The sequence below is a fragment of the Rhizobium sp. T1470 genome, assembly GCF_042140505.1.
Classification (GTDB): Bacteria; Pseudomonadota; Alphaproteobacteria; order Rhizobiales; family Rhizobiaceae; genus Rhizobium; species Rhizobium favelukesii.
Map to the genome: position 1 here is coordinate 839,798 of NZ_CP148092.1, position 20,335 is coordinate 860,132.

The 20,335-nt window shown below is 59.0% G+C and carries 19 protein-coding genes and 4 pseudogenes; 7 read left to right on the forward strand and 16 right to left on the reverse strand.

Annotated features, from left to right (window positions below; genetic code table 11):
• Positions 1 to 59: 59 nt before the first annotated feature.
• Together ligD and WGT02_RS25245 are read left to right on the forward strand one after the other, a co-directional pair.
• The gene (ligD, locus tag WGT02_RS25240) at positions 60 to 2,699 is read left to right on the forward strand and encodes a DNA ligase D (RefSeq protein WP_208247282.1); all 2,640 of its coding nucleotides are present in this window, start codon (positions 60 to 62) and stop codon (positions 2,697 to 2,699) included.
• 9 nt (positions 2,700 to 2,708) lie between these two features.
• Positions 2,709 to 3,581: an alpha/beta fold hydrolase gene (locus tag WGT02_RS25245; RefSeq protein ID WP_208247283.1), complete on the forward strand. Its 873-nt coding sequence runs from the start codon at positions 2,709 to 2,711 to the stop codon at positions 3,579 to 3,581.
• A gap of 36 nt (positions 3,582 to 3,617) precedes the next feature.
• On the opposite strand, the gene WGT02_RS25250 is transcribed toward WGT02_RS25245, so the two are convergent.
• The 6 genes from WGT02_RS25250 to WGT02_RS25275 all read right to left on the reverse strand — a co-directional run bounded on the left by WGT02_RS25250 (position 3,618) and on the right by WGT02_RS25275 (position 7,544).
• Positions 3,618 to 3,863 (reverse strand): hypothetical protein, encoded by a 246-nt coding sequence (locus tag WGT02_RS25250; protein WP_208247285.1) that lies wholly within the window; start codon positions 3,861 to 3,863, stop codon positions 3,618 to 3,620.
• Between the two features lie 132 nt (positions 3,864 to 3,995).
• A complete protein-coding gene (locus WGT02_RS25255) occupies positions 3,996 to 4,286 on the reverse strand; it encodes a hypothetical protein (RefSeq protein WP_318246575.1) in 291 nt (96 codons plus the stop codon).
• Positions 4,274 to 5,284 carry a cation:proton antiporter gene (locus WGT02_RS25260; RefSeq protein WP_318246574.1) on the reverse strand — a complete coding sequence of 337 codons (1,011 nt, stop codon included), beginning with the start codon at positions 5,282 to 5,284 and terminating at the stop codon, positions 4,274 to 4,276. Before WGT02_RS25260 ends, WGT02_RS25255 begins: the two co-directional genes overlap by 13 nt.
• A 9-nt stretch (positions 5,285 to 5,293) precedes the next feature.
• Positions 5,294 to 6,397, reverse strand: a complete 1,104-nt coding sequence (locus WGT02_RS25265; protein ID WP_208247287.1) for a flavodoxin family protein — start codon at positions 6,395 to 6,397, stop codon at positions 5,294 to 5,296.
• A 502-nt stretch (positions 6,398 to 6,899) separates the two neighbouring features.
• Complete coding sequence (locus WGT02_RS25270) at positions 6,900 to 7,127, reverse strand: hypothetical protein (RefSeq protein ID WP_208247289.1); 228 nt, start codon at positions 7,125 to 7,127, stop codon at positions 6,900 to 6,902.
• Between the two features lie 177 nt (positions 7,128 to 7,304).
• Positions 7,305 to 7,544, reverse strand: coding sequence for a hypothetical protein (locus tag WGT02_RS25275; RefSeq protein ID WP_208247292.1), 240 nt, complete (start codon positions 7,542 to 7,544; stop codon positions 7,305 to 7,307).
• Between WGT02_RS25275 and WGT02_RS25280 the strand changes: the two genes are divergently transcribed.
• The 3 genes from WGT02_RS25280 (at position 7,543) to WGT02_RS25290 (ending at position 9,746) form a co-directional block, all read left to right on the forward strand.
• Entirely contained in the window at positions 7,543 to 7,956 is a 414-nt protein-coding gene (locus WGT02_RS25280; protein WP_208247293.1) for a hypothetical protein, read from the forward strand. The genes WGT02_RS25275 and WGT02_RS25280 overlap by 2 nt on opposite strands.
• Before the next feature lie 68 nt (positions 7,957 to 8,024).
• On the forward strand, positions 8,025 to 8,273 hold the full coding sequence (locus tag WGT02_RS25285; protein ID WP_024316302.1) for a hypothetical protein: 249 nt from the start codon (positions 8,025 to 8,027) through the stop codon (positions 8,271 to 8,273).
• A gap of 684 nt (positions 8,274 to 8,957) precedes the next feature.
• Positions 8,958 to 9,746, forward strand: a complete 789-nt coding sequence (locus WGT02_RS25290) for a membrane-anchored protein (RefSeq protein ID WP_208247295.1) — start codon at positions 8,958 to 8,960, stop codon at positions 9,744 to 9,746.
• Here WGT02_RS25290 and WGT02_RS25295 read toward each other — a convergent pair.
• From WGT02_RS25295 to WGT02_RS25305, 3 genes are all read right to left on the reverse strand, one after another.
• A complete protein-coding gene (locus WGT02_RS25295) occupies positions 9,653 to 9,868 on the reverse strand; it encodes a DapH/DapD/GlmU-related protein (protein ID WP_225040132.1) in 216 nt (71 codons plus the stop codon). The two genes, WGT02_RS25290 and WGT02_RS25295, sit on opposite strands and share 94 nt — an antisense overlap.
• 27 nt (positions 9,869 to 9,895) lie before the next feature.
• Positions 9,896 to 10,078: a hypothetical protein gene (locus WGT02_RS25300; protein WP_225040130.1), complete on the reverse strand. Its 183-nt coding sequence runs from the start codon at positions 10,076 to 10,078 to the stop codon at positions 9,896 to 9,898.
• A 105-nt stretch (positions 10,079 to 10,183) separates the two neighbouring features.
• On the reverse strand, positions 10,184 to 10,468 hold the full coding sequence (locus WGT02_RS25305; RefSeq protein WP_225039569.1) for a LexA family transcriptional regulator: 285 nt from the start codon (positions 10,466 to 10,468) through the stop codon (positions 10,184 to 10,186).
• A gap of 28 nt (positions 10,469 to 10,496) precedes the next feature.
• Between WGT02_RS25305 and WGT02_RS25310 the strand changes: the two are divergent.
• Positions 10,497 to 10,952 (forward strand): annotated as a pseudogene (locus WGT02_RS25310) (helix-turn-helix domain-containing protein); the annotation flags it as partial.
• A 69-nt stretch (positions 10,953 to 11,021) separates the two neighbouring features.
• Here WGT02_RS25310 and istB read toward each other — a convergent pair.
• From istB to WGT02_RS25335, 5 genes and pseudogenes are all read right to left on the reverse strand, one after another.
• Positions 11,022 to 11,816, reverse strand: coding sequence for an IS21-like element helper ATPase IstB (gene istB, locus WGT02_RS25315; RefSeq protein WP_208245060.1), 795 nt, complete (start codon positions 11,814 to 11,816; stop codon positions 11,022 to 11,024).
• Entirely contained in the window at positions 11,806 to 13,326 is a 1,521-nt protein-coding gene (gene istA / locus WGT02_RS25320; RefSeq protein WP_208180357.1) for an IS21 family transposase, read from the reverse strand. Before istA ends, istB begins: the two co-directional genes overlap by 11 nt.
• A gap of 521 nt (positions 13,327 to 13,847) precedes the next feature.
• A pseudogene (locus WGT02_RS25325) lies at positions 13,848 to 14,353 on the reverse strand (transposase); the annotation flags it as partial.
• Between the two features lie 105 nt (positions 14,354 to 14,458).
• The gene (locus tag WGT02_RS25330) at positions 14,459 to 15,955 is read right to left on the reverse strand and encodes a DDE-type integrase/transposase/recombinase (protein WP_208245018.1); all 1,497 of its coding nucleotides are present in this window, start codon (positions 15,953 to 15,955) and stop codon (positions 14,459 to 14,461) included.
• 279 nt (positions 15,956 to 16,234) lie between these two features.
• Positions 16,235 to 17,449 (reverse strand): IS701 family transposase, encoded by a 1,215-nt coding sequence (locus WGT02_RS25335; RefSeq protein WP_208244986.1) that lies wholly within the window; start codon positions 17,447 to 17,449, stop codon positions 16,235 to 16,237.
• Between the two features lie 120 nt (positions 17,450 to 17,569).
• Between WGT02_RS25335 and WGT02_RS25340 the strand changes: the two are divergent.
• Positions 17,570 to 18,333, forward strand: a pseudogene (locus WGT02_RS25340) (IS5 family transposase).
• 166 nt (positions 18,334 to 18,499) lie between these two features.
• On the opposite strand, the gene WGT02_RS25345 reads toward WGT02_RS25340, so the two are convergent.
• Positions 18,500 to 19,714, reverse strand: coding sequence for an IS701 family transposase (locus WGT02_RS25345; protein WP_208244986.1), 1,215 nt, complete (start codon positions 19,712 to 19,714; stop codon positions 18,500 to 18,502).
• A 43-nt stretch (positions 19,715 to 19,757) separates the two neighbouring features.
• Positions 19,758 to 20,333: pseudogene (locus tag WGT02_RS25350) on the reverse strand (transposase zinc-binding domain-containing protein); the annotation flags it as partial.
• Between the last annotated feature and the right edge of the window lie 2 nt (positions 20,334 to 20,335).

Below are 20,335 nucleotides of genomic sequence, written 5' to 3' on the forward strand. Positions count from 1 at the left end.
ATGGAACCACCATCGCGAAGCGGCATTTCACTCAAACGAGGTCACCTTCGAGAGCAGCCATGGCCACCGACACGTTATCGAAGTATCGAGCCAAAAGAGACTTCCAAAAGACTTCGGAGCCGAGTGGCGACACGCCGATTGAAAAGGCCAGCCGCCGACGCTTTGTCATTCAAAAGCACGCCGCCTCCCGCCTGCACTACGATCTCAGGCTCGAAGTTCGCGGCGTCTTCAAATCCTGGGCGGTCACCAAAGGGCCGTCGCTTGATCCGCGTGACAAGCGCCTTGCGGTTGAGGTCGAGGATCATCCGCTCGACTACGGCGACTTCGAAGGCACGATCCCCAAGGGCCAGTATGGTGGCGGCACGGTCATGGTGTGGGACCGCGGCTACTGGGAACCGGAAGGGCCTAAAGGGCCGGAGCGGGCGCTGGAAAAGGGCGAGTTGAAGTTCAGGCTCGATGGCCAACGCCTGCAAGGAAGCTTCGTTCTCGTGCGCATGCGCAACGATCGAGATCGGGGCAACCGTTCGAACTGGCTGCTGATCAAACATCATGACGCGTTTGCTCTGGAAGACCGTGGCTCCGACATTGTGGAGGAGAACCAGACTTCGGTGGCATCGGGCAGAACCATGGAAGCGATTGCCTCGGGCAAAGGTCGACAACCGGCCGCATTCATCGTCAAAGGAGGAAAAGTGCGCGCCGACGCCGTGTGGGGAAGCGATGGCGGCGCGCCTGCAGAGCCTCGCAGATCCAAGAGGCAAAACGCCAAGCGGCCAACAGAGGATGCGCCTGCCGAACTGCCGGACTTTATTGCGCCGCAGCTCTGCGAGACGGTGCAGCGCCCGCCGTCTGGAGCCGATTGGGTCCATGAAATCAAATTCGACGGCTACAGGGTGCAGATGCGGGTGTTTGATAACGAGGTCACGCTGAAGACGAGGAAAGGATTAGATTGGACAGCAAAGTTCACCGAAATAGCGGATGGCGCCTCGGCTCTTCCAGATGCCATTTTAGACGGCGAGATCTGTGCGCTGGATGAACAGGGCGCGCCAGATTTCGCCGCACTTCAAGCCGCGCTTTCCGAACGCAAGACCGGAGATCTTGTTTTCTTCGCATTCGATCTGCTTTTCGACCGCAACGAAGACCTTCGCGCGCGGCCACTGAGCGACAGAAAGAATCGTCTCGCCACCCTCTTGAATAACGCTCCGAGCAATCCGCGGATCCGTTTTGTGGAGCATTTCGAGACCGGAGGCGACGCTGTATTGAAGTCTGCCTGCAAGCTGTCACTCGAAGGCATCGTCTCGAAACGGGCCGACGCACCGTATCAATCAGGGCGCGCCCATACGTGGGCCAAATCGAAATGTCGTGCCGGGCATGAGGTCGTTATCGGCGGCTATGCAAGGATCAACGGCAGGTTCAGATCGCTACTGGTCGGTGTTTATCGCAAAGACCATCTAATCTATGTCGGTCGCGTGGGAACCGGCCTTGCAGCAAAGAAGCTCGAAGGGCTATTGCCGGAGCTCGAGGCGCTGGAGACGGCCCGGTCGAGCTTTACCGGCACCGGATCGCCGAGGCCAGATCGCGATGTCGTATGGGTCAAGCCCGAGCTTGTTGCCGAGATTGAATTCGCCGGATGGACGGCAGACGGCCTCGTGCGTCAGGCAGCCTTCAAGGCTCTGCGCAAAGACAAGCCTGCGAGCGAAGTCGAAGTCGATCTGCCAGCCCCGGCCGCTGGTACGGTCACACCAGAGCCTGGGCCCGCCGCCAGACAGGGTCGCGGGAAAAACGCCAAGGTCGAGGTGATGGGCGTGCTGATTTCCAGTCCCGACAAGCCGCTCTGGCCCGATGCCAACGACGATGGCACCGTGACCAAGGAAGAGCTGGCTCGCTACTACGAGGCGGTCGGTGCGTGGCTCATCAGGCATATTGCCGGTCGACCATGCTCCATCATCCGTGCGCCAGATGGCATAAACGGCGAGCAGTTCTTTCAGCGGCACGCCATGCAGGGCACGTCGAACCTCCTGGAGCTGGTCGAGGTATTCGGCGACAGGAAGCCCTATCTCCAGATTGATCGCCCGGAGGGATTGGCGGCCGTCGCCCAGATTGCCGCTGTCGAACTCCACCCGTGGAATTGCCAACCGGGTAAGCCGGAAGTCCCGGGACGATTGGTCTTCGACCTCGATCCGGGACCTGACGTCGCGTTCTCGACTGTCGTTGCCGCCGCCCGGGAAATGAAGGACAGGCTCGAGGAACTGGGCCTGGTGAGCTTCTGCAAGACCACCGGAGGCAAGGGGCTGCATGTCGTCACACCGCTTGCCGCAAACAAGCGAAAGGCTCTCTCATGGCCGCAAGCAAAGACCTTTGCATATGACGTATGCCGGCAAATGGCGCGCGACAATCCGGATCTCTATCTGGTGAAAATGACGAAGAGCCTGAGGAATGGTCGAATTTTCCTCGACTACCTGCGCAACGATCGCATGTCCACCGCGGTTGCTCCCTTGTCGCCACGAGCCAGGGCCGGCGCCACGGTATCGATGCCGCTCACCTGGGCACAGGTGAAGGCCGATCTCGATCCCAGACGCTTCACCGTTCGAACGGCACCGCGGCTGCTGACGAAGACATCAGCATGGGAGGATTACTGCGATTGCGAGCGGCCGCTGGAGCAAGCCATAAAGCGGCTCGGCAAAACCCGGAATTTGGCGTGAGGCCGGCTGATGTTCGACGGGTTCGTTTTGGAAGCGATCAAGATCAGCAGGGGTACTCTTCGCCTTCGCCGAGGAGGGGCAGGGCCGCCAATCCTGCTCCTCCATGGCCATCCAAGGACACACATGACCTGGAACAAGGTGGCTGAGCGCCTGTCGCCCGACTTTACCGTGGTCTGCCCCGACCTGCCTGGCTTCGGCCAATCATTCATCCCTCCCGACAGCCCCGATAGCCGACATTCTTCAAAGCGGTCGAAGGCGCATGCCCTTGTCGAAATGATGCGGGTTCTTGGTCATGATAGCTTCCACGTGGTTGGACACGACAGGGGAAGCCTCACGGCCTTTCGCATGGCGATGGATCATCCGGCCACCGTGCGCAGTTTGGTTACCATCGATGGTCTGCCGGTTCTGGAACATCTGGAACGGGCCGACTGGAAGTTTGCAAAGGCATGGTATCATTGGTTCTTCTTCGCGCAGCCGGAGAAGCCGGAGCGCGCGATCATGGCCAATCCGACAGCATGGTATGACAAACTGAACCCGGATCTGATGGGCGCGGAAGCCTATGACGATCTTCTTGACTGCATCCATGATCCGGCGGTGGTTCATGGGATGATCGAAGACTATCGCGCCGGGTTGCGGATCGATCATATTCACGATCGCGAAGACCGCAAAGCCGGTCGCCGGATCCGCGCTGCGATGCTCTGCTTGTGGTCGCTGAGAGACGACCTTGGGGAAATCTATGGCGATCCGGTCAGTCTCTGGCGCTGCTGGGCCGACGACGTGACCGGCTTTGGGATCGACAGCGGTCATCATGTCGCGGAAGAAAATCCGGCTGCATTGGCAGCGGCAATCAAAAACTTCATGGAGATTGCCGCGCCTCGATGACGTCGTCGCTCCGCATTATAAATCGTCATCACCTCGCTAGGCGTCATCGTCAGCGAGTTTGTCGGCCATATCAGCCTCGTTCATGGCGGCTTGGCGGTCTCGCAGAAACGCTGCGATATCGCCGCCGCAAAGTTCGTTCAGTTCGCTGACGTCGTACCCGTCCGCCGCAGCCTGCGCCCGAAGCAAATCGGCATGCTTTTCGAACATTGACGTGTCATTTTCGTAGCCGGCTTGACCAAGTTCCTCGAGTTTGTCGTCAAGCCAGTCGTGAAGCAGTTTCATGAGCGTTCCTCCGTTCGTTTCTGTTGCCGTGGAAACGCGCAATCCGACCCAAGGTTTCCGCAAGGCGCGAGCGACTTTATCCGGCCTCCCGACTGTCAGCAAAACGCTGGACAGTGTTGCCAGTTGCTCTCGTCAACGCGAAACGCGTTCGCCGCCTCCCTCTCGTGCCTTGATCGGGCGCATGGCGTCGACACCTCTTTCACTGTCGATCCACCGCATGACAGGTGTCACGGCAACGCCGTGCACCACGACGGAAATCAGAATGATCAGAAAGACCGTGGCCCAGATCACGTCAAGGCGCTCGAACGGAGCCTTCCCGGAGGCATAGGCGAGATAGTAGATCGAACCGAGGCCGCGGATTCCGAAGATCGAAACGATCAGCTTCTCCGCCGATCGGTGCCCGCTGCCGATCAGGCTGACCATCCCGCGAGCGGACGAACCACGATCAGCGTCAAGCCAGCGACGATTGCGACACGCCAGTCGACCAGCGACAGCAGCGATCCTTCAGCAAGCGTAGAGCCGAAGCAGACCAGCAACAGCATCATCAGCAGGCGTTCGATCTGTTCACCGAAATCGTGAAGGTCGCCATGGTAGCTGCTGTGTCTTTCGACGTTGCGAAGTGTGAGCGCCGTCACGAAAACGGCGACGAAGCCATATCCATGAATGAGTTCGGTTGCACCATACGAAAGACATGTGAAGCCGAGCGCTGCCAATCCGTCACCTGTCCTGGCGATCCGCCCGGCCTTCGGCACCTTGAAGGTCAGATAGCCGAGGATCTGCCCGGAAAGCCACCCCATGGCGACACCTGCCGTCAATCTCCAGAAAACATCCACGGCGAGCCAGTGGGAAAGCCAACCGGTACCCGGTCCCGCCTGTGAGGCGATCGCGATAGCGGCCATGACGAACGGAAAGCTCAGGCCATCGTTCAAACCTGCCTCGGAGGTCAAAGCGAATCTGATGTCATCTTCCTCGCCTGTCTGGGGCGGCCCGACCTGAACATCTGCGGCCAGGACCGGATCGGTTGGAGCAAGTGCTGCCCCAAGAAGCAGCGCGGAGGCCACGCCAAAACCGAGCACGCTCCAACCAAGCAACGCGATCAAAGCAATGGAAAGTGGCATGGCTACGCCAAGTAGCCGCCACGTGATCGCCCAGCTTCGCCAACCAGGCGGTCTGTCGATTTTCAATCCCGCGCCCATCAAGGCAACGATGACGACGAATTCGGTCAGGCGCTCGGCCAGCACGATGTTTTCAAGCGGGTTCGATTGTGGAAGGGGTGTAAACGGCGACCACGAAAGAACGACACCGATTGCGATACAACAGATGGGTAGGGACAGTGGCAGTCGGCGTAGCGCAAGCGGAAGCCAGGCCGTCAGGAGTATGATCACGCCAAGGATGAAGAGCGTCGCGATATAGGAATTCATTGCCTGCGCCTATTTCTGACGCGGTTGTTTGAAATCGCGGCCTGCCGTCACCTGCTTGCCTTGTCGCCTTGCCACGACGGCGTCATAGAGCGTCTGCGCCGCGTTGCGGACTTCCTCCTTTATCGCCTGGTCCTGTTCGTACGACAGGTGATTGGTTGCATATGCCTCCCAGTAGCCGATGTAACGATCGACCTCGGCCAGCGCACCTGCAGGAACCAGATCCATGGATTTCAGCCAATCGGAAACGCTTCGCCGAACGTTTTCGGCACCTTCCGTATCGCCGTGAACCACGACGGAAAACAGCCGGTCTTTCAGGTGACGGGGATAGTCCCAGCCCTGCATCTCAAGTTCCTTGGCCTCTTTCGCATCCTTGCCGTGGGTGCTGGTCGGATCCGGATTGCCGCCATCGGCGCATACGAGGCGATCGATCATCAGCTTTAGTGGCGACGATGTCTGGCACCAGTTGACCGGCGTTACGATCATGATGCCGTGCGCGGCGACCCACATCGGATAGATGTCGTTCATCCAGTCATGGATCTGCCCGAGCGAGTAGTTGGGGTAACAGGAACAGGGCCAATGACAGAGCGCGGCGGACGTCGAAAAACAGGCCTTGCAGGGGTGGATCTGACGACCGTACTCGGACGCGACGCGGCTTAAATCGAGCAGCTCGACTTCAACCTGAGGGTCGCGGCTGAGAGCATTTCTTGCCAGCTCCACCATCCGATAGCTCTTGGAGACCTCACCGGGGCAAGTATGTTCGCTGCGCGAGGAGCCATTGATGAGAAGGAAGCGGGCCGGTCCATCCGGATCGTCATGGCGTTGTTGCGCAACGCCTATCGCGTCACGCGCAGCCAGCCAGTCGATGGCGAGTTCATACTCGGGGTCGGCGAATTCAAAGCCTGCCTTGCGCGTCTTTGGGCTCTTGCGGGAGTGATCGTAGGCATCCCACGCGGCGGCGGCGACTTTGGAAAGCTCCGCTTCAAGCGGCTCGTATGCCGGATCCTGGAACTGATTGAGGAACCGGCGCTTGAACTCGTTTTCGTCAATGCGCGGGCTCGGGCTGCCCTTGCGCGGTTCGAGATCGGCCTTCTGCAAAGCGTGGGCGGCTGACATGGGGACTCCATCATCGGATCAACCGAATAACGTATCGGCCTGTTCAGCGTTCCGGATGTTGAACCAACAAAAGACGATGATGCATGGTTGACGCTTGCAACGGCGCCCACCAGGCCGGCCTGTATGTCCTGCCCGGTGACATGGCCGAGGGGAGAAGGTCAGCTGGCCAAAAAAATACCCCGCTGGTTGGCGGGGCGATTGAGGTCCAATAGAGCGCTACCACTCGGTAACAGGCAAAGAGTAACGATCGCTGCTTGCTCGTGCAAGCTCTTTTTAGACCATTCTGATGAACCATTTTGGTGGCCAAGGCGCCGCATTGAAAGCCTCTGCTTTCCACTGAGGAGCCACCCCGTCCACGTGCCGAACGCCAACGCGACCGCTCTCAGCCACGCCTTCCTCGCAAGTGCTTTTGATCGCCCGATGACCAGCGCACAGGCGCGCTTGCGCGCCATGCGCACGAACCGTGGATAGTCGATGGAGGCGGGCAAAGCGCGGCGATCCATCACAAATATCCACCGAAAGCCAATAGCAGTGCGCCGAGAGCGATGATCACTAGGCCCGGCCAGTTCTTTGATAGCCCGAGAAAGCGCAGTCCCTGATGCTGCGGTTCGAGCGTTTGGCTACCTTGCGCCAATTGGTGAGGTTCACTCAGTCGCCTGCTGAGTGCTTGCCGGAAGAGGTAAAGAAACCCGCCGATCACCAGAACGGCGCCGATCATGATGACCCACATGGTCGCCTCGATTTTTGAGCGATACAGGAGGAAAACGAGCCGAGCGGCGTCATTGTTCCGGATGCTTGTAGGCAAGGTTCCATCGAAAAATTCCGTAGCGGAGGGACGCCTCGCGAAACGCGGGAAGGATTTCGACAGGTCGAGGACCCTGAGAGCCGCAGCCGCCCTGATTATGTCTCAGACAATCTGGAGACGGTTTTGCGGGAGCAGTGAAATGCTCCTGACGTCGCTGGTTTCGCTTCCATCGACGTCGCCACGGTGCTGATCGAAACCTTCGTGCTCCATGCGCGTGAACGCCCGCCATTGAAGCGCGTGCAGTAGCAATTCGCCTTCAAGCTCAAGGCGATTGCGCTTGAAGGCCGCACCGGCTGCTCCAATTAATGTAGAAACAGGTAATAATATCACGGAGACCGACATGCCGCCTCGCAAACGAATCGCAACCGCGCCGGCGGTTACCGAAGGTGCCAAGATCGGCGAGCCGGTCCCGAAGGCGATCGTCGACACGAGCACTGCCTCGGTCGGCATCCCACCGCAGCCGGACTATGATCCTCGCGAAGAAATCCGCGCCCTGCGCAGGCAGATGGAGTCGTTGCGGCGCGAGATTTCCGCCGCCGCGCGATCGGTAAAGGGTGGCGCAATGCAGGCCGCACGGCAGACCGAAGCAACGGTTAAGCTTTATCCTGTTTCATCACTCCTGGCGGTCGCGGCCGTCGCCGGGGCGTTCGCCTTTGCGATCGCTGGACTGCGCTCATCCACGCCTCGCTCGCGTTACGACCGGGCGCTCGACGAAATGCGCGATCTGTACGACCGTATCCGCGACCGTCTTTAGCTGGATTAGGGGATTGCGAGTTGATCGATTCTCCGACACGCTTGTGTTTCGCAAGCGAGGGGAGACGTATGCTCGACGTCATTATACGCAACAGCCTGGACATCGTGGCCCGGACGGAACGTTTGATTGAAAAGGCGAAAAGGTTGATCGCAACTGGACGTCTCGACGACGTCGAGGCATATCGAATTCATACGGAGCTCGAGCGCCTTACAGACCTCGTCTTCATCATGGACGATGCAGCGCGGCTGCTCCGCCGGATGTTCGAGCTACGTCCGGAGATGGCTCATGGGTACACGGTTCACGCGACCCTGCAGTAGGGGCCGCGACGCATGGAGACGAAGCCGGCATCACTGGAGGGGACTGCTTCCGTTGCAAGGCCGCTGTCTGCTTAATCGGGGAGGCGGTTGTTGTTATTTCTAAGGCTCGAACCTGTCATCACTCGTGGTTGGGCACCGCACTGTTCCGATGGCCTCCCTCTCGCCGTAAAGTTGATTTTTCAAACAAAGTGGGCCATTCTAGGTGTCGAGCCGTCGAAGCGGAGGACATCGACTATGCAATATGCGGTAGTTCGTGAGTCTGAAATCTGTATGATTGCCAGAAGCCTGGCTCAGGCAGAAAGAGAGCGCGATTATTTTTCGGCGCGATACGGAAAGACCGTTGCCATCGTTGCGATCGAAGATGACATCGGCGCAAGTGCCCGGTTGCAGCGTCGGCTATCGATACGAAATCCCCGTGACGAGATATAGTCTGTGCGAATGGTGCTGTTGTCGGCAGCGCAACTGGGGGCAGGGCGTGCAACCGGCAATATCAAAGGGTTATTCGGATCGGCTCGTGCACTAGGAGAGCGGTGTGTTGCGACCCGGATTACTTCTTGCAATTATGGCGATGACTTACATGGTCATCTAATAATTAGCTCGAACGCGTGGCCCGTATGTGTTTGCATGCATAGCCGAACTGAATGAAGAGTACGAGTGTAATCCACAAGCTTTGGGTGGGGGAACATGTCATACTTGGAAGAGTTGGTACGCGGTAAGCGCTATTTAAACCGCTGGTTAAGGTATCGGCTGGCAGCGCCCAGAGTTCCCGATTTAAAGCGGCTTCTTCTCGGAAGAAACGTCGTTGTCGTGGGTTCCGCGCCCTTTTCCACGAAGGTTCACGGCTGGGACGATTCATTTCGCGTATTGACGATAAACGCCTCGCAGGTGGCTGCTGAGGCTTGGTTGACGCAGCCGCCCGACGTGACATTGATGCAGTTCAATCAAATTGAAGGACCCAATCCGGCCGCCGTCGAGGTTCGCAGAGTGCTCCAGCATGCGAAAACCGGTCTACTTTGCGTCCTCAATTGGCGACACGAGCTCGACCGGCTCCTGAGAGGGCTTGACGCATTCGACTACCGTTACGACGACTTGATGCTGATCAGCCGTCATGAGCGCATGGCCCTGATGCATCGGATGACAGGAAGGTTGAATCTGGAGTTGGAAGGAGAGGGCAAGTGGTCGAATGGCATCGTCGGGGCAGCTCTGGCAATCAACAGCGGAGCGGCAAATGTCATCCTCACCGGGATCGATCCACTCTCGAAAGGTCACAAATACAATTCGCTGAATCTTTCTCGCATGCACAGGGAAACCGATCTGCAAGCGTTACAGATATTCAGCGAGCAGAGATTGCCGGTCTTTACGGCGGACCCGCACGTCGCTCAGTCCACGAACCTGGCGCTTTGGCCTGTCAAGGGTTCGTTGGGATTCAACGGCCACGCAGCTCTGACCAGTCGAGCCGGTGCGCCGACGTAGATGCCACCTGGAACCGTCGTTCCCTTGATCACGCTATTGGCTCCAATTACGCAGCCACGGCTAATATGAGCCCCCGCCAAAATTTTCGCGCCGGCCCCGATCCAAACGTCGTCCTCGATCACGACCTGTGCTTTGCGTAACGGCTGGTCTTATGGGTGCGGCTGGATCATCGAAACGATGCTCGAAGGAGACAATTGCGGTTTGCGCTGCGATCCGTCATTGCCGATGCGGATGCCTCCGTGGCCGAGCATTACCGCAAAGCCGTTAAGCGAAACATTGTTTCCGATCTCGACGCGTCCGCTCAGGGCGTCAATCACGACGCCGTAGCGCATCGATACGCGATCGCCGATTGCTATCGTTCCTTTCCGCCACCTGAAACGCGGCCAATATAGCATTTTGGGTCTAGTACCGCGCCACAGAGATTATGACGGGTTGGGTTATCGTAGAATGGGCAAGTCTTCTGGTGGGATGAGAAGTTGGATGCTGCGTGCTGCGCCTGGCACGCGGGATATAAATCCTGCCTTCTCGAGGGTCAGCACCATCTGGTGAACAGACGGAGCCGTAACGGCGAAGTGGCGACGCATGTCGGCTTCGGCCGGAGGCTGTTTGAAGATGCGGCTGTAGGCGTAGATGAAGGCCAGGTACTGGCCTTGGACTTGCGTAAGGCCATGTCTTGCCGTTGCGGCTTGCGGGTCAAGTGAGGGACTCATTTTCGGATTCATCTGCGTCTCCGCGCTGAAGGAGGTGTCGATGACTATAAAGTTTCACGTAGAGCTTAGCCAATCGGAACGTGATCAACTGGCCGTTTTGTTGAGCGGGGGACGCCATGCGTCGCGCAAGATCAAGCGCGCCCAGATCCTGGTGGCGGCGGACGAAGGCTTCAGCGACGAGGTGATCGCGGCAACCTTGAACGTCAGCGGATCGACGATTTACCGGACCAAGCGCCGGTTTGTGGAAGCCAATCTGGAAGGCGCGCTCAGTGAAGAACCGCGCCCGGGTGTTGAGCGCAAGCTATCGAGCAAGGAGGAGGCGCTGTTGGTGGCGACCGCCTGCTCAAAGCCGCCGCCCGGGCGAGCCCGCTGGACCCTGGAGCTTCTGGCCGATGAGATGGTCCGACTCACCGATCATGACGAGTTGTCCTCGGAGACCGTACGTCGCCGGCTGGCTGAGAATCATCTCAAACCTTGGCGCAAAGACATGTGGTGTTGGTTTCCACGCGGAACTGAGCCGGTTTTTCCACCAAGAAGTGAGCCACCTCTAAGTATGGTTTTCTGATCAGGATTTGGTCAAGGGATTGGCTTTTTCTCCTTTCTTCTGTGCTGCGGCAGCCGAGCTGGCTTTGAAGCGGAAGCTGTCGTTACCGGTTTCCAGGATATGGCAACGGTGGGTCAAACGATCGAGCAGAGCGGTCGTCATCTTGGCGTCGCCGAAGACGGTTGCCCACTCGCTGAAGCTGAGGTTGGTGGTAATCACGACGCTGGTCCGCTCGTAGAGCTTGCTTAACAGGTGGAAGAGTAGTGCTCCGCCTGAGGCGCTGAACGGCAGGTATCCCAACTCGTCCAGGATGAGCAGATCGAGGCGGACCAAGGTCTCCGCGATCTGGCCCGCCTTGCCTTTAGCCTTCTCCTGCTCGAGAGCATTGACCAGTTCGATGGTCGAGAAGAAGCGGACCTTTCGGCGATGATGCTCGATGGCTTGGATTCCAAGAGCGGTCGCGACATGCGTTTTTCCAGTGCCAGGGCCACCGATAAGGACAACGTTCTGCGCCCCATCCATGAACTCGCATCGGTGCAGTTGGCGCACGGTGGCCTCGTTGATCTCGCTGGCGGCGAAGTCGTATCCGGAGATGTCTTTGTAGGCTGGGAAGCGAGCAGCCTTCATGTGATAGGCAATCGAGCGGACCTCACGCTCGGCCATCTCGGCTTTCAGCAACTGGGACAAGATTGGCACGGCCGCATCGAAGGCGGGAGCACCTTGCTCGATCAGGTCCGTGACGGCCTGGGCCATGCCATACATCTTCAGGCTACGCAGCATGATGACGACGGCAGCACTTGCGGGGTCATGACGCATGACGACCTCCTACGATCCGGACCCGCAAGCCATCGTAGCGTTCTACATTGGCCTTGGGTTCGCGCAGCAGGGTCAGTGCCTGTGGCGTATCGATGTCGGGACCGTCGGTCGTCTTGCCATCAATCAGCCGATGCAGCAGGTTCAACACATGCGTTTTGGTCGCCACGCCTTGATCCAGAGCCAGTTCCACGGCCCTGACGACGACCTGTTCGTCGTGATGAAGCACCAGAGCGAGGATGTCGGCCATCTCACGATCACCGCCGGGGCGGCGAAGCATCTGATCTTGCAACTGTCTGAAGGCCAGCGGCAATTCCAGGAAGGGCGCACCATTGCGCAAGGCACCGGGTTTGCGCTGGATGACGGCAAGGTAATGTCGCCAGTCGTAAATCGTTCGTGGCGGCTTATCGTGGCTCCGCTCAATGACCCGCTCATGCTCGCATAGGATATTGCCCTCGGCCGCAACGACCAGTCTCTCGGGATAAATGCGCAGGCTGACAGGCCGGTTCGCAAACGATGCTGGCACACTGTAACGATTGCGCTCGAAGGTGATCAGGCATGTCGGTGAGACGCGCTTGCTCTGCTCAACGAAGCCGTCAAATGCGGGTGGCAGTGCCATTAATGCTGCCCGCTCATCAGCCCAAACATCTGCGATTGTGCCGGGCAAGGTGCCATGCGCCGTCTCCCGCCACAGGTCCTGGCAATGCTGTTCCAGCCAAGCATTCAATACCGCCAAATCCGGGAAGTCAGGCATCTGTTGCCACAGTCGTGGGCGAGCATCCTGGACGTTCTTCTCGACCTGCCCCTTCTCCCAGCCGGCAGAGGGATTGCAGAACTCTGGCGCAAAGACGTAGTGGTTCGTCATCGCGAGGAAACGGATGTTGACCTGCCGCTCTTTGCCGCGACCGACACGATCGACCGCCGTCTTCATGTTATCGTAGATGCCGCGACCAGGTACGCCGCCGAACACACGGAAGCCGTGCCAGTGGGCGTCGAAGAGCATCTCGTGCGTTTGCAGCAGGTAGGCCCTGACCAGAAAGGCCCGACTGTGCGACAACTTGATATGTGCGACCTGAAGCTTCGTGCGCTCGCCGCCGATCACGGCATAGTCCTCACTCCAATCGAACTGGAATGCCTCGCCTGGGCGGAAAGACAGCGGAACGAATATGCCGCGGCCCGCTGTCAGCTGCTCAGCCCGCCAGTCGCGGGCGAACGCGGCGACCCGACCATAGGAGCCGGTAAAGCCGAGAACCACCAGATCCGCATGAAGCTGCTTCAGCGTTCGGCGCTGCTTGCGCGACCTCCCGGCCTCGGTCTTCAGCCAGCCAGCAAGTTTGTCGGCAAAAGGATCGAGCTTGCTCGGACGTTCCGGTACCGTGAACGTCGGCTCGATCGTACCAGCGCTCAAATACTTCGCGATCGTGTTGCGTGACAGCCCAGTGCGCCGGCTGATCTCGCGGATCGACTGCTTCTCGCGCAGCGCCATCCGACGGATGATGTTTAAAAGTCCCATGTGGATCACTCCGTGGCCCCCGTCGCTCACCGCGTTGGGGGGAAGGTTCACATGGCTCAATTCTCAATGGAAATTATGCGCCTAACCGGCTCAGTTCTGCGTGGAAACCAACAGATCAGGTTCGAGAGTCTGCAGTTGAGTGTTTCCTGCCGCGAAGGACTGAAAGGTCCGGTCTCGGACCGTGATTGACTATTAAGCGCCTTGCGATGCAATTCCGCGATGGTGAAGGGTTTCGGGTGCCGTCAGGCGTACGAAAGCCTCTCATGCAGGAACCCGCGGTCGGCATTCCGTGAGCTATGGGGTTTTGTGTATCGGATCTTCCGGCGGGCCGCTGCTCGCAGCGTCGCTTGTCGGTCCCAGCGGGTGAAGATTGGTGTTTTCGGGTGTGACGGCCGAGAGTTTCGTGGTGATTGGGAGAGCGTTTGGCCGGTTGGAAGCCAGCGCCGTTCGGACTGGCGCAGGCCCTCCCGTTGGCCGGCTCTGTTTTGAGTGGACCATATGAATGGATCTGCCATGCCGGGTCATGACGCACTCTCCCGGTTCGTTGTTGCCTTATCTGGCGGTCCGCGCGGTTGCCGCCAGCGTTCGAACACCTTGACGACGATCATACGTCCGCCGCAGCATGGGCATGGCGGGCGGATATCGTTCGGCTCATCGGTTGCGTCGTCAGCGGGCGGCGGGACAGCGTTCAGGAGTTCGCGGGCGCGAGCGTCATGATTTGCTGCCGGTCGCGGCCGTCGCGGCGGTAGTCCTTGTAGCGGAAGGTGACACCGGTCTCGTCGAACGAGATCAGACGACTGTTCGAGATGGCCACCCGGTGCGTATATCGTGACAGATAGGCAAGAACCGCCTCAGGTCCCGCGAAGGGCGGCTTGGCATAAACGACCCAACGCTTCTTTCGCACCGGCGACAGGTACCGTACGAATGCCCGACGGTCAGTGAGATGCGCAGCCGAACCGAAGAAGGCGAGCCGCCCGGCATCGTGGAGTTGGAGCAGTCTCGTGAGGAACAAGCGCCGGAAGAGCTTGCTGCGCGGCGACAAACAAGGTGAGACTCGTATTGCCTCGCCTGTGAATGTTCCTGATGCACTTGATCATTGCCTCACAAGATTGCTCCTTTCTGCTGCGAGCGTTCAAGTCGCGGAGAGTTGAGCTGTTTCGGAATTTGCGCCGAAGATCATGGCATGGGCTTTATTTCGACGCCACTCTTTGACGCGCCGTTGCACTGTTCGCAGGAGTCCGTCGGGGTACTCATTCGGATAACGCTCTTGAAGCCGCTCGAGCAACTCGCGGCCTGTCCGCCAAGGTTCCTCCTCAAACCAAGAGCGGAGATCGTCGGTCACGCGGATGAGCGGGTCTGGTCTACGTCGCTCTCGGCGCAGTTTTGGTTTCGCTTTGGCCGTCGGACGGACTTCGCCTTCCGTCCAGGCGTGGCGCAGGTTCTGCAAGAACGTTTCGATATCCGGCGTGGCTGTTGACAGCGAGGCATTGCTGGCAACCTCGACAAGACGCTGCTGCGCTGTTCGAATATCGCGCAATAGTTTCACAGGATCCAACTGATCGCCGATGTGCGATAGCCGATTTCGGACTTCGGTCGGTGTTCTCGGATCTGCCAAGAGCCTCTGATAGGGTGTCGCAGGAGGATGATAGATCTTTTTGACCACCGCGCCATCGCGACGCTTCTCCCGCAGCTTAAAGGATGGCTGAAAGAAGTTTATGAACAAGCGCACCGATCGGTATAGATCGGCCAGGGTCGCAGCGGCCTCGACCCCCTCATAGCGATGATAACCAACAATGCGGCGAACGATCGACCCATTCTTCTGCTCGACGAAAGCCTGATCATTCTTGCGGTAGGGACGGCAACGCGTGAACTCGATATTGGAATCAAGGCAGTAATCCCTGATCGTTTCGTTGATGAACACGCTGTCATTGTCCGTATCGAAGCCGAGCAGCGGAAACGGCATCAGACGCCGCAACTCACTCAACACTTCCGTCAGAAGCTTCTGCTCACGCACAAGCAGAGGCGCACATTCCGTCCAGCCACTGGCAATATCGGTGAGGACTAGCGTTTGGACGAAGCTGCCCCGCGCAACGGGGCCGGAGTGGGAGACAAGATCTGCTTCAACAAACCCAGGCGCGGGATCATCCCAGTCAGAGAATGTCCGGACGGGGACGCTACGCCTTAACGCAGACGAAGCCACCGAATGCCGGCGTCGCCGGCCGCCCGCTGTTTCGCGAATGTCTTTCAGAGCGCGATCAATCGTCGCGGCGCTCATCTGCAATAACAGAGCCCGAACCCGGTCATCCAGGTTGAGGTGTCCGTGCCGCTCCATGGAGATGACCAGCGTCGGGAGCAGCGCCTTTAGCCGCTTTCCACAAACACGGTCGGACGACTCCCACAACACGATAAGCGCTTGGCGGGCGGCTTCGTCATAGATCCGAGGACGTGGTCGAGACGCGACTTGATTATGTGTGCCGCGGAGTAACCGCATCGCATGTTTCCGGTGCATGCCGCTGATCGCAACGAACTGATCGAGAATGCGCGATTTTTCCTCTCGGCTGCCTTGGAGGTAGCGCTTTGCTAAAGCTGCAATCAATTCTTTCTTGGTCGTCACGCTGATGTGCCTCATCTGATTTGCTCCGCACCCACAAATGCTGGGAGCAAATCAGATGAGGCAACGGCCAATAATCAAGGAGCATTTTTGGCGAGGCAATGCGGCCTCTCATCCTGATCGTCGCGCTATAGCTTGCCTAGCATTACAGTTGTATTTTAGTTTTGAGGTGAGCTCGTCGAGCGGCCGCCTGATGGGCGCGCCTCCAGCATGACCATGCGATGACGTAGGCGGGGCTTATGCGACGCTGAGCGAGTCTTATGGCGATGCGCCGGACTTCCTGGATAGACCAGCGGATCAAGTCCTGATGGTCGGCATCCGCGGTCTTTTTTGGGGCGTCGCGTCATTGGCGCGGTACCGGATCACCGCCATCATGGCGAAGGCAAGCATGACGAGGGAGACGTGGCGATGCCAGCCATGCCATGACCGGGTTTCATTGTGATCGAGTCCGAGCTCGTTCTTGGCGGTCTCGAAGCTGTCTTCGATCGCCCAGCGATGGCCTTCAACGGAAACGAGCGTCTGGATGTCCGTCCCGGCCAGGCACCATGTGGTGAAGAATGCGAGATCACCGTCGCTGATATTGCGCCGGATCAGGAGGCCACGGGTCCAAAGCCCAGATGTCGTCTCGTTGTATTCGTCGGCATCGAGGTCGGCGAGTTCGCAATAGGCCCAGTCATGAAGCCGCGCGCCTTTGGTGCCCTCACCGGCGGAAAGACGTTGCCATGCACTTGGATCGAGATCACGGGCGATCTCCTGCGCTGTGCCGGCGACCGGAGGCTTACCCGACCAGGAGCCGAAATGGTGGTCCGATTTAACCCCAAGAACGTAGCCTTTGCAGGCTCGACGCAGGGTCCCTTCAACGTCCCCGACGCCATAGACCGCATCTGCGGCCACCCATGAAAACGGCACATCGGCTGCCAGCGCACGCCGTATCATCTCGACAGCCAGGCCTGGCTTGGTAGCGAAGGCTGTAGCCTGAGGAACATGAGCTGCTGCCAGCCTTGCCGGATCGCCGGTCCAGCTTTTGGGCAAGTACAGGGCCCGATCGATAAAGGCATGACCGCGAACGGACACATAGGCGGCGAACACACCGATCTGGCAGTTCGTTATCTTGCCAGCCGAACCTGTATATTGACGTGCAACACCGCACGATGTCTTGCCCTGCTTGAGGAAGCCCGTCTCGTCGATGACCAGGACCGCATCATCCGTGGCGAGGTTTTCTACGACATACTCTCGCACGATGTCGCGAAGTGCGTCCGCGTCCCAGCGCCCGCGCCCCAGAATGGCTTGTTGCCGCCACGGGCCGGGATCACCGGCCGCCTCAGCACGCATCCAACCTGTCTTACGCCGCTCGTCACCCAGCAAGCCGTCCAGGAAAAGGTTCGCAGAGGCTGCAACTCGCTCCTGCGTAAACAGTCTGCGCATGCGAGCCTTCACGTCGCGCAACGATGATGCCCAAAGCTCAAGCGTAGTCTCGATTGATGCACCTGTCATCCATGACCTCCGAATCATGGAGACCCATAGATTCAGACCACAGATAGATATGCAACTGTAATGTTAGGGCGTAAACCCATTAATGTTCTTGGCGTTTTGCGTGCCTCGTGATTCAAGGCTTCCGAATGAGGAGCCATGATGACACGCCGCCGCTACGAACTCACGGACCAGGAATGGTCGATTATTTCGCCACTTCTTCCCAACAAGCCGCGCGGCGTTCCCCGTGTCGACGACCGACGGGTGTTGAATGGCATCCTTTGGCGCTTCCGAACAGGCTCTCCTTGGGCGGAAGTTCCTGAGCGGTATGGGCCGCCAACCACCTGCTACAACCGCTTCGTCCGCTGGCGGAAGGCTGGTGTCTGGGATCGGCTTCTTGAAGCGGTTTCAGAAGCTTACGATGGCGACATCGTCATGATCGACTCGACCTGTGTTCGCGTTCACCAGCACGCGGCCACGGGAAAAAAGGGGATCAAGACGATGGTGGCATGGGACGTTCCCGCGGCGGGCTCACGAGCAAAATCCACGCGCTCGTCGATGCTGAAGGTCGGCCCGTCACGCTCCGTCTGACCGGCGGGCAGATTGCTGATTGCACTGAAGCCGATGCGCTGACTGACAGCCTCGGCGAAGGCGACATCCTGCTTGCCGACAAGGGCTATGACAGTAACGCCATCCGGGCTAAGGCGGCCGCGCGCAAAGCCTGGGCCAACATCCCGCCCAAAGCAAATCGGACGGGCTCCTTCTCATTCTCGCGCTGGGTTTATCGGCAGCGAAACCTCGTGGAGCGGTTTTTCAACAAGATCAAACAGTTCCGAGGTATCGCCACACGCTACGACAAGCGCCCGGAAAACTATCTCGCCGCTGTCAAACTTGTCGCGGCGCGCATCTGGTGTCAGAGTTTATGAGTCGACGCCCTAGCATTACAGTTGTATTTTAGTTTTGAGGTGAGCTCGTCGAGCGGCCGCCTGATGGGCGCGCCTCCAGCATGACCATGCGATGACGTAGGCGGGGCTTATGCGACGCTGAGCGAGTCTTATGGCGATCGCCGGACTTCCTGGATAGACCAGCGGATCAAGTCCTGATGGTCGGCATCCGCGGTCTTTTTTGGGGCGTCGCGTCATTGGCGCGGTACCGGATCACCGCCATCATGGCGAAGGCAAGCATGACGAGGGAGACGTGGCGATGCCAGCCATGCCATGACCGGGTTTCATTGTGATCGAGTCCGAGCTCGTTCTTGGCGGTCTCGAAGCTGTCTTCGATCGCCCAGCGATGGCCTTCAACGGAAACGAGCGTCTGGATGTCCGTCCCGGCCAGGCACCATGTGGTGAAGAATGCGAGATCACCGTCGCTGATATTGCGCCGGATCAGGAGGCCACGGGTCCAAAGCCCAGATGTCGTCTCGTTGTATTCGTCGGCATCGAGGTCGGCGAGTTCGCAATAGGCCCAGTCATGAAGCCGCGCGCCTTTGGTGCCCTCACCGGCGGAAAGACGTTGCCATGCACTTGGATCGAGATCACGGGCGATCTCCTGCGCTGTGCCGGCGACCGGAGGCTTACCCGACCAGGAGCCGAAATGGTGGTCCGATTTAACCCCAAGAACGTAGCCTTTGCAGGCTCGACGCAGGGTCCCTTCAACGTCCCCGACGCCATAGACCGCATCTGCGGCCACCCATGAAAACGGCACATCGGCTGCCAGCGCACGCCGTATCATCTCGACAGCCAGGCCTGGCTTGGTAGCGAAGGCTGTAGCCTGAGGAACATGAGCTGCTGCCAGCCTTGCCGGATCGCCGGTCCAGCTTTTGGGCAAGTACAGGGCCCGATCGATAAAGGCATGACCGCGAACGGACACATAGGCGGCGAACACACCGATCTGGCAGTTCGTTATCTTGCCAGCCGAACCTGTATATTGACGTGCAACACCGCACGATGTCTTGCCCTGCTTGAGGAAGCCCGTCTCGTCGATGACCAGGACCGCATCATCCGTGGCGAGGTTTTCTACGACATACTCTCGCACGATGTCGCGAAGTGCGTCCGCGTCCCAGCGCCCGCGCCCCAGAATGGCTTGTTGCCGCCACGGGCCTGGATCACCGGCCGCCTCAGCACGCATCCAACCTGTCTTACGCCGCTCGTCACCCAGCAAGCCGTCCAGGAAAAGGTTCGCAGAGGCTGCAACTCGCTCCTGCGTAAACAGTCTGCGCATGCGAGCCTTCACGTCGCGCAACGATGATGCCCAAAGCTCAAGCGTAGTCTCGATTGATGCACCTGTCATCCATGACCTCCGAATCATGGAGACCCATAGATTCAGACCACAGATAGATATGCAACTGTAATGCTAGCACACGCACCGGCAAGAGGAATGCAGGACGTGACGATATCCAGTGTGACCCATCAAGGGAGATGCCGCCGCTTGGCACGATCATGTGAACATGGGGATGATGGGTCATGGCCGATCCCCATGTGTGCAGCACGGCGGTCATGCCGATGCGCGCGCCGAGATGCTTCGGATCGGCGGCGATTGTCAGCATCGTTTCCGATGCGGCCTTGAACAGAAGGTCGTAGACGAGCGCCTTGTTGTAGAAGGCGATCGCGGCGATCTCGGCAGGCAGCGTGAAGACGACATGGAAGTATCCGACCGGCAAGAGATCAGCCTCGCGCTCGGCGAGCCATGTGCGTGCGGCGGCGCCCTGGCACTTCGGGCAATGCCGGTTCCGGCAGGAATTGTAGGCAATGCGCCACTCTCCGCAATCCTCGCAGGCCTCGACATGGCCGCCCAATGCAGCGGTGCGGCAGTGCTCGACCGCCGACATCACCTTGAACTGGGCCAAGCTGAGGTGTCCCCCATGGGCTTTCCGATAGGTCGGCCCGGCAACACGGAAGATATCGGCGACCTCAATCGAGGTGCGCATGG

What these genes read in the sequence shown, in the direction of transcription:
- ligD (WP_208247282.1), top strand. Translation starts at nt 60, where the DNA reads ATGGCCACCGACACGTTATCGAAGTATCGAGCCAAAAGAGACTTCCAA.
- WGT02_RS25245 (WP_208247283.1), top strand. Translation starts at nt 2,709, where the DNA reads ATGTTCGACGGGTTCGTTTTGGAAGCGATCAAGATCAGCAGGGGTACT.
- WGT02_RS25250 (WP_208247285.1), bottom strand. Translation starts at nt 3,863, where the DNA reads ATGAAACTGCTTCACGACTGGCTTGACGACAAACTCGAGGAACTTGGT.
- WGT02_RS25255 (WP_318246575.1), bottom strand. Translation starts at nt 4,286, where the DNA reads ATGGTCAGCCTGATCGGCAGCGGGCACCGATCGGCGGAGAAGCTGATC.
- WGT02_RS25260 (WP_318246574.1), bottom strand. Translation starts at nt 5,284, where the DNA reads ATGAATTCCTATATCGCGACGCTCTTCATCCTTGGCGTGATCATACTC.
- WGT02_RS25265 (WP_208247287.1), bottom strand. Translation starts at nt 6,397, where the DNA reads ATGTCAGCCGCCCACGCTTTGCAGAAGGCCGATCTCGAACCGCGCAAG.
- WGT02_RS25270 (WP_208247289.1), bottom strand. Translation starts at nt 7,127, where the DNA reads ATGTGGGTCATCATGATCGGCGCCGTTCTGGTGATCGGCGGGTTTCTT.
- WGT02_RS25280 (WP_208247293.1), top strand. Translation starts at nt 7,543, where the DNA reads ATGCCGCCTCGCAAACGAATCGCAACCGCGCCGGCGGTTACCGAAGGT.
- WGT02_RS25275 (WP_208247292.1), bottom strand. Translation starts at nt 7,544, where the DNA reads ATGTCGGTCTCCGTGATATTATTACCTGTTTCTACATTAATTGGAGCA.
- WGT02_RS25285 (WP_024316302.1), top strand. Translation starts at nt 8,025, where the DNA reads ATGCTCGACGTCATTATACGCAACAGCCTGGACATCGTGGCCCGGACG.
- WGT02_RS25290 (WP_208247295.1), top strand. Translation starts at nt 8,958, where the DNA reads ATGTCATACTTGGAAGAGTTGGTACGCGGTAAGCGCTATTTAAACCGC.
- WGT02_RS25300 (WP_225040130.1), bottom strand. Translation starts at nt 10,078, where the DNA reads ATGCGCTACGGCGTCGTGATTGACGCCCTGAGCGGACGCGTCGAGATC.
- WGT02_RS25305 (WP_225039569.1), bottom strand. Translation starts at nt 10,468, where the DNA reads ATGAATCCGAAAATGAGTCCCTCACTTGACCCGCAAGCCGCAACGGCA.
- istB (WP_208245060.1), bottom strand. Translation starts at nt 11,816, where the DNA reads ATGCGTCATGACCCCGCAAGTGCTGCCGTCGTCATCATGCTGCGTAGC.
- istA (WP_208180357.1), bottom strand. Translation starts at nt 13,326, where the DNA reads ATGGGACTTTTAAACATCATCCGTCGGATGGCGCTGCGCGAGAAGCAG.
- WGT02_RS25330 (WP_208245018.1), bottom strand. Translation starts at nt 15,955, where the DNA reads ATGAGGCACATCAGCGTGACGACCAAGAAAGAATTGATTGCAGCTTTA.
- WGT02_RS25335 (WP_208244986.1), bottom strand. Translation starts at nt 17,449, where the DNA reads ATGATTCGGAGGTCATGGATGACAGGTGCATCAATCGAGACTACGCTT.
- WGT02_RS25345 (WP_208244986.1), bottom strand. Translation starts at nt 19,714, where the DNA reads ATGATTCGGAGGTCATGGATGACAGGTGCATCAATCGAGACTACGCTT.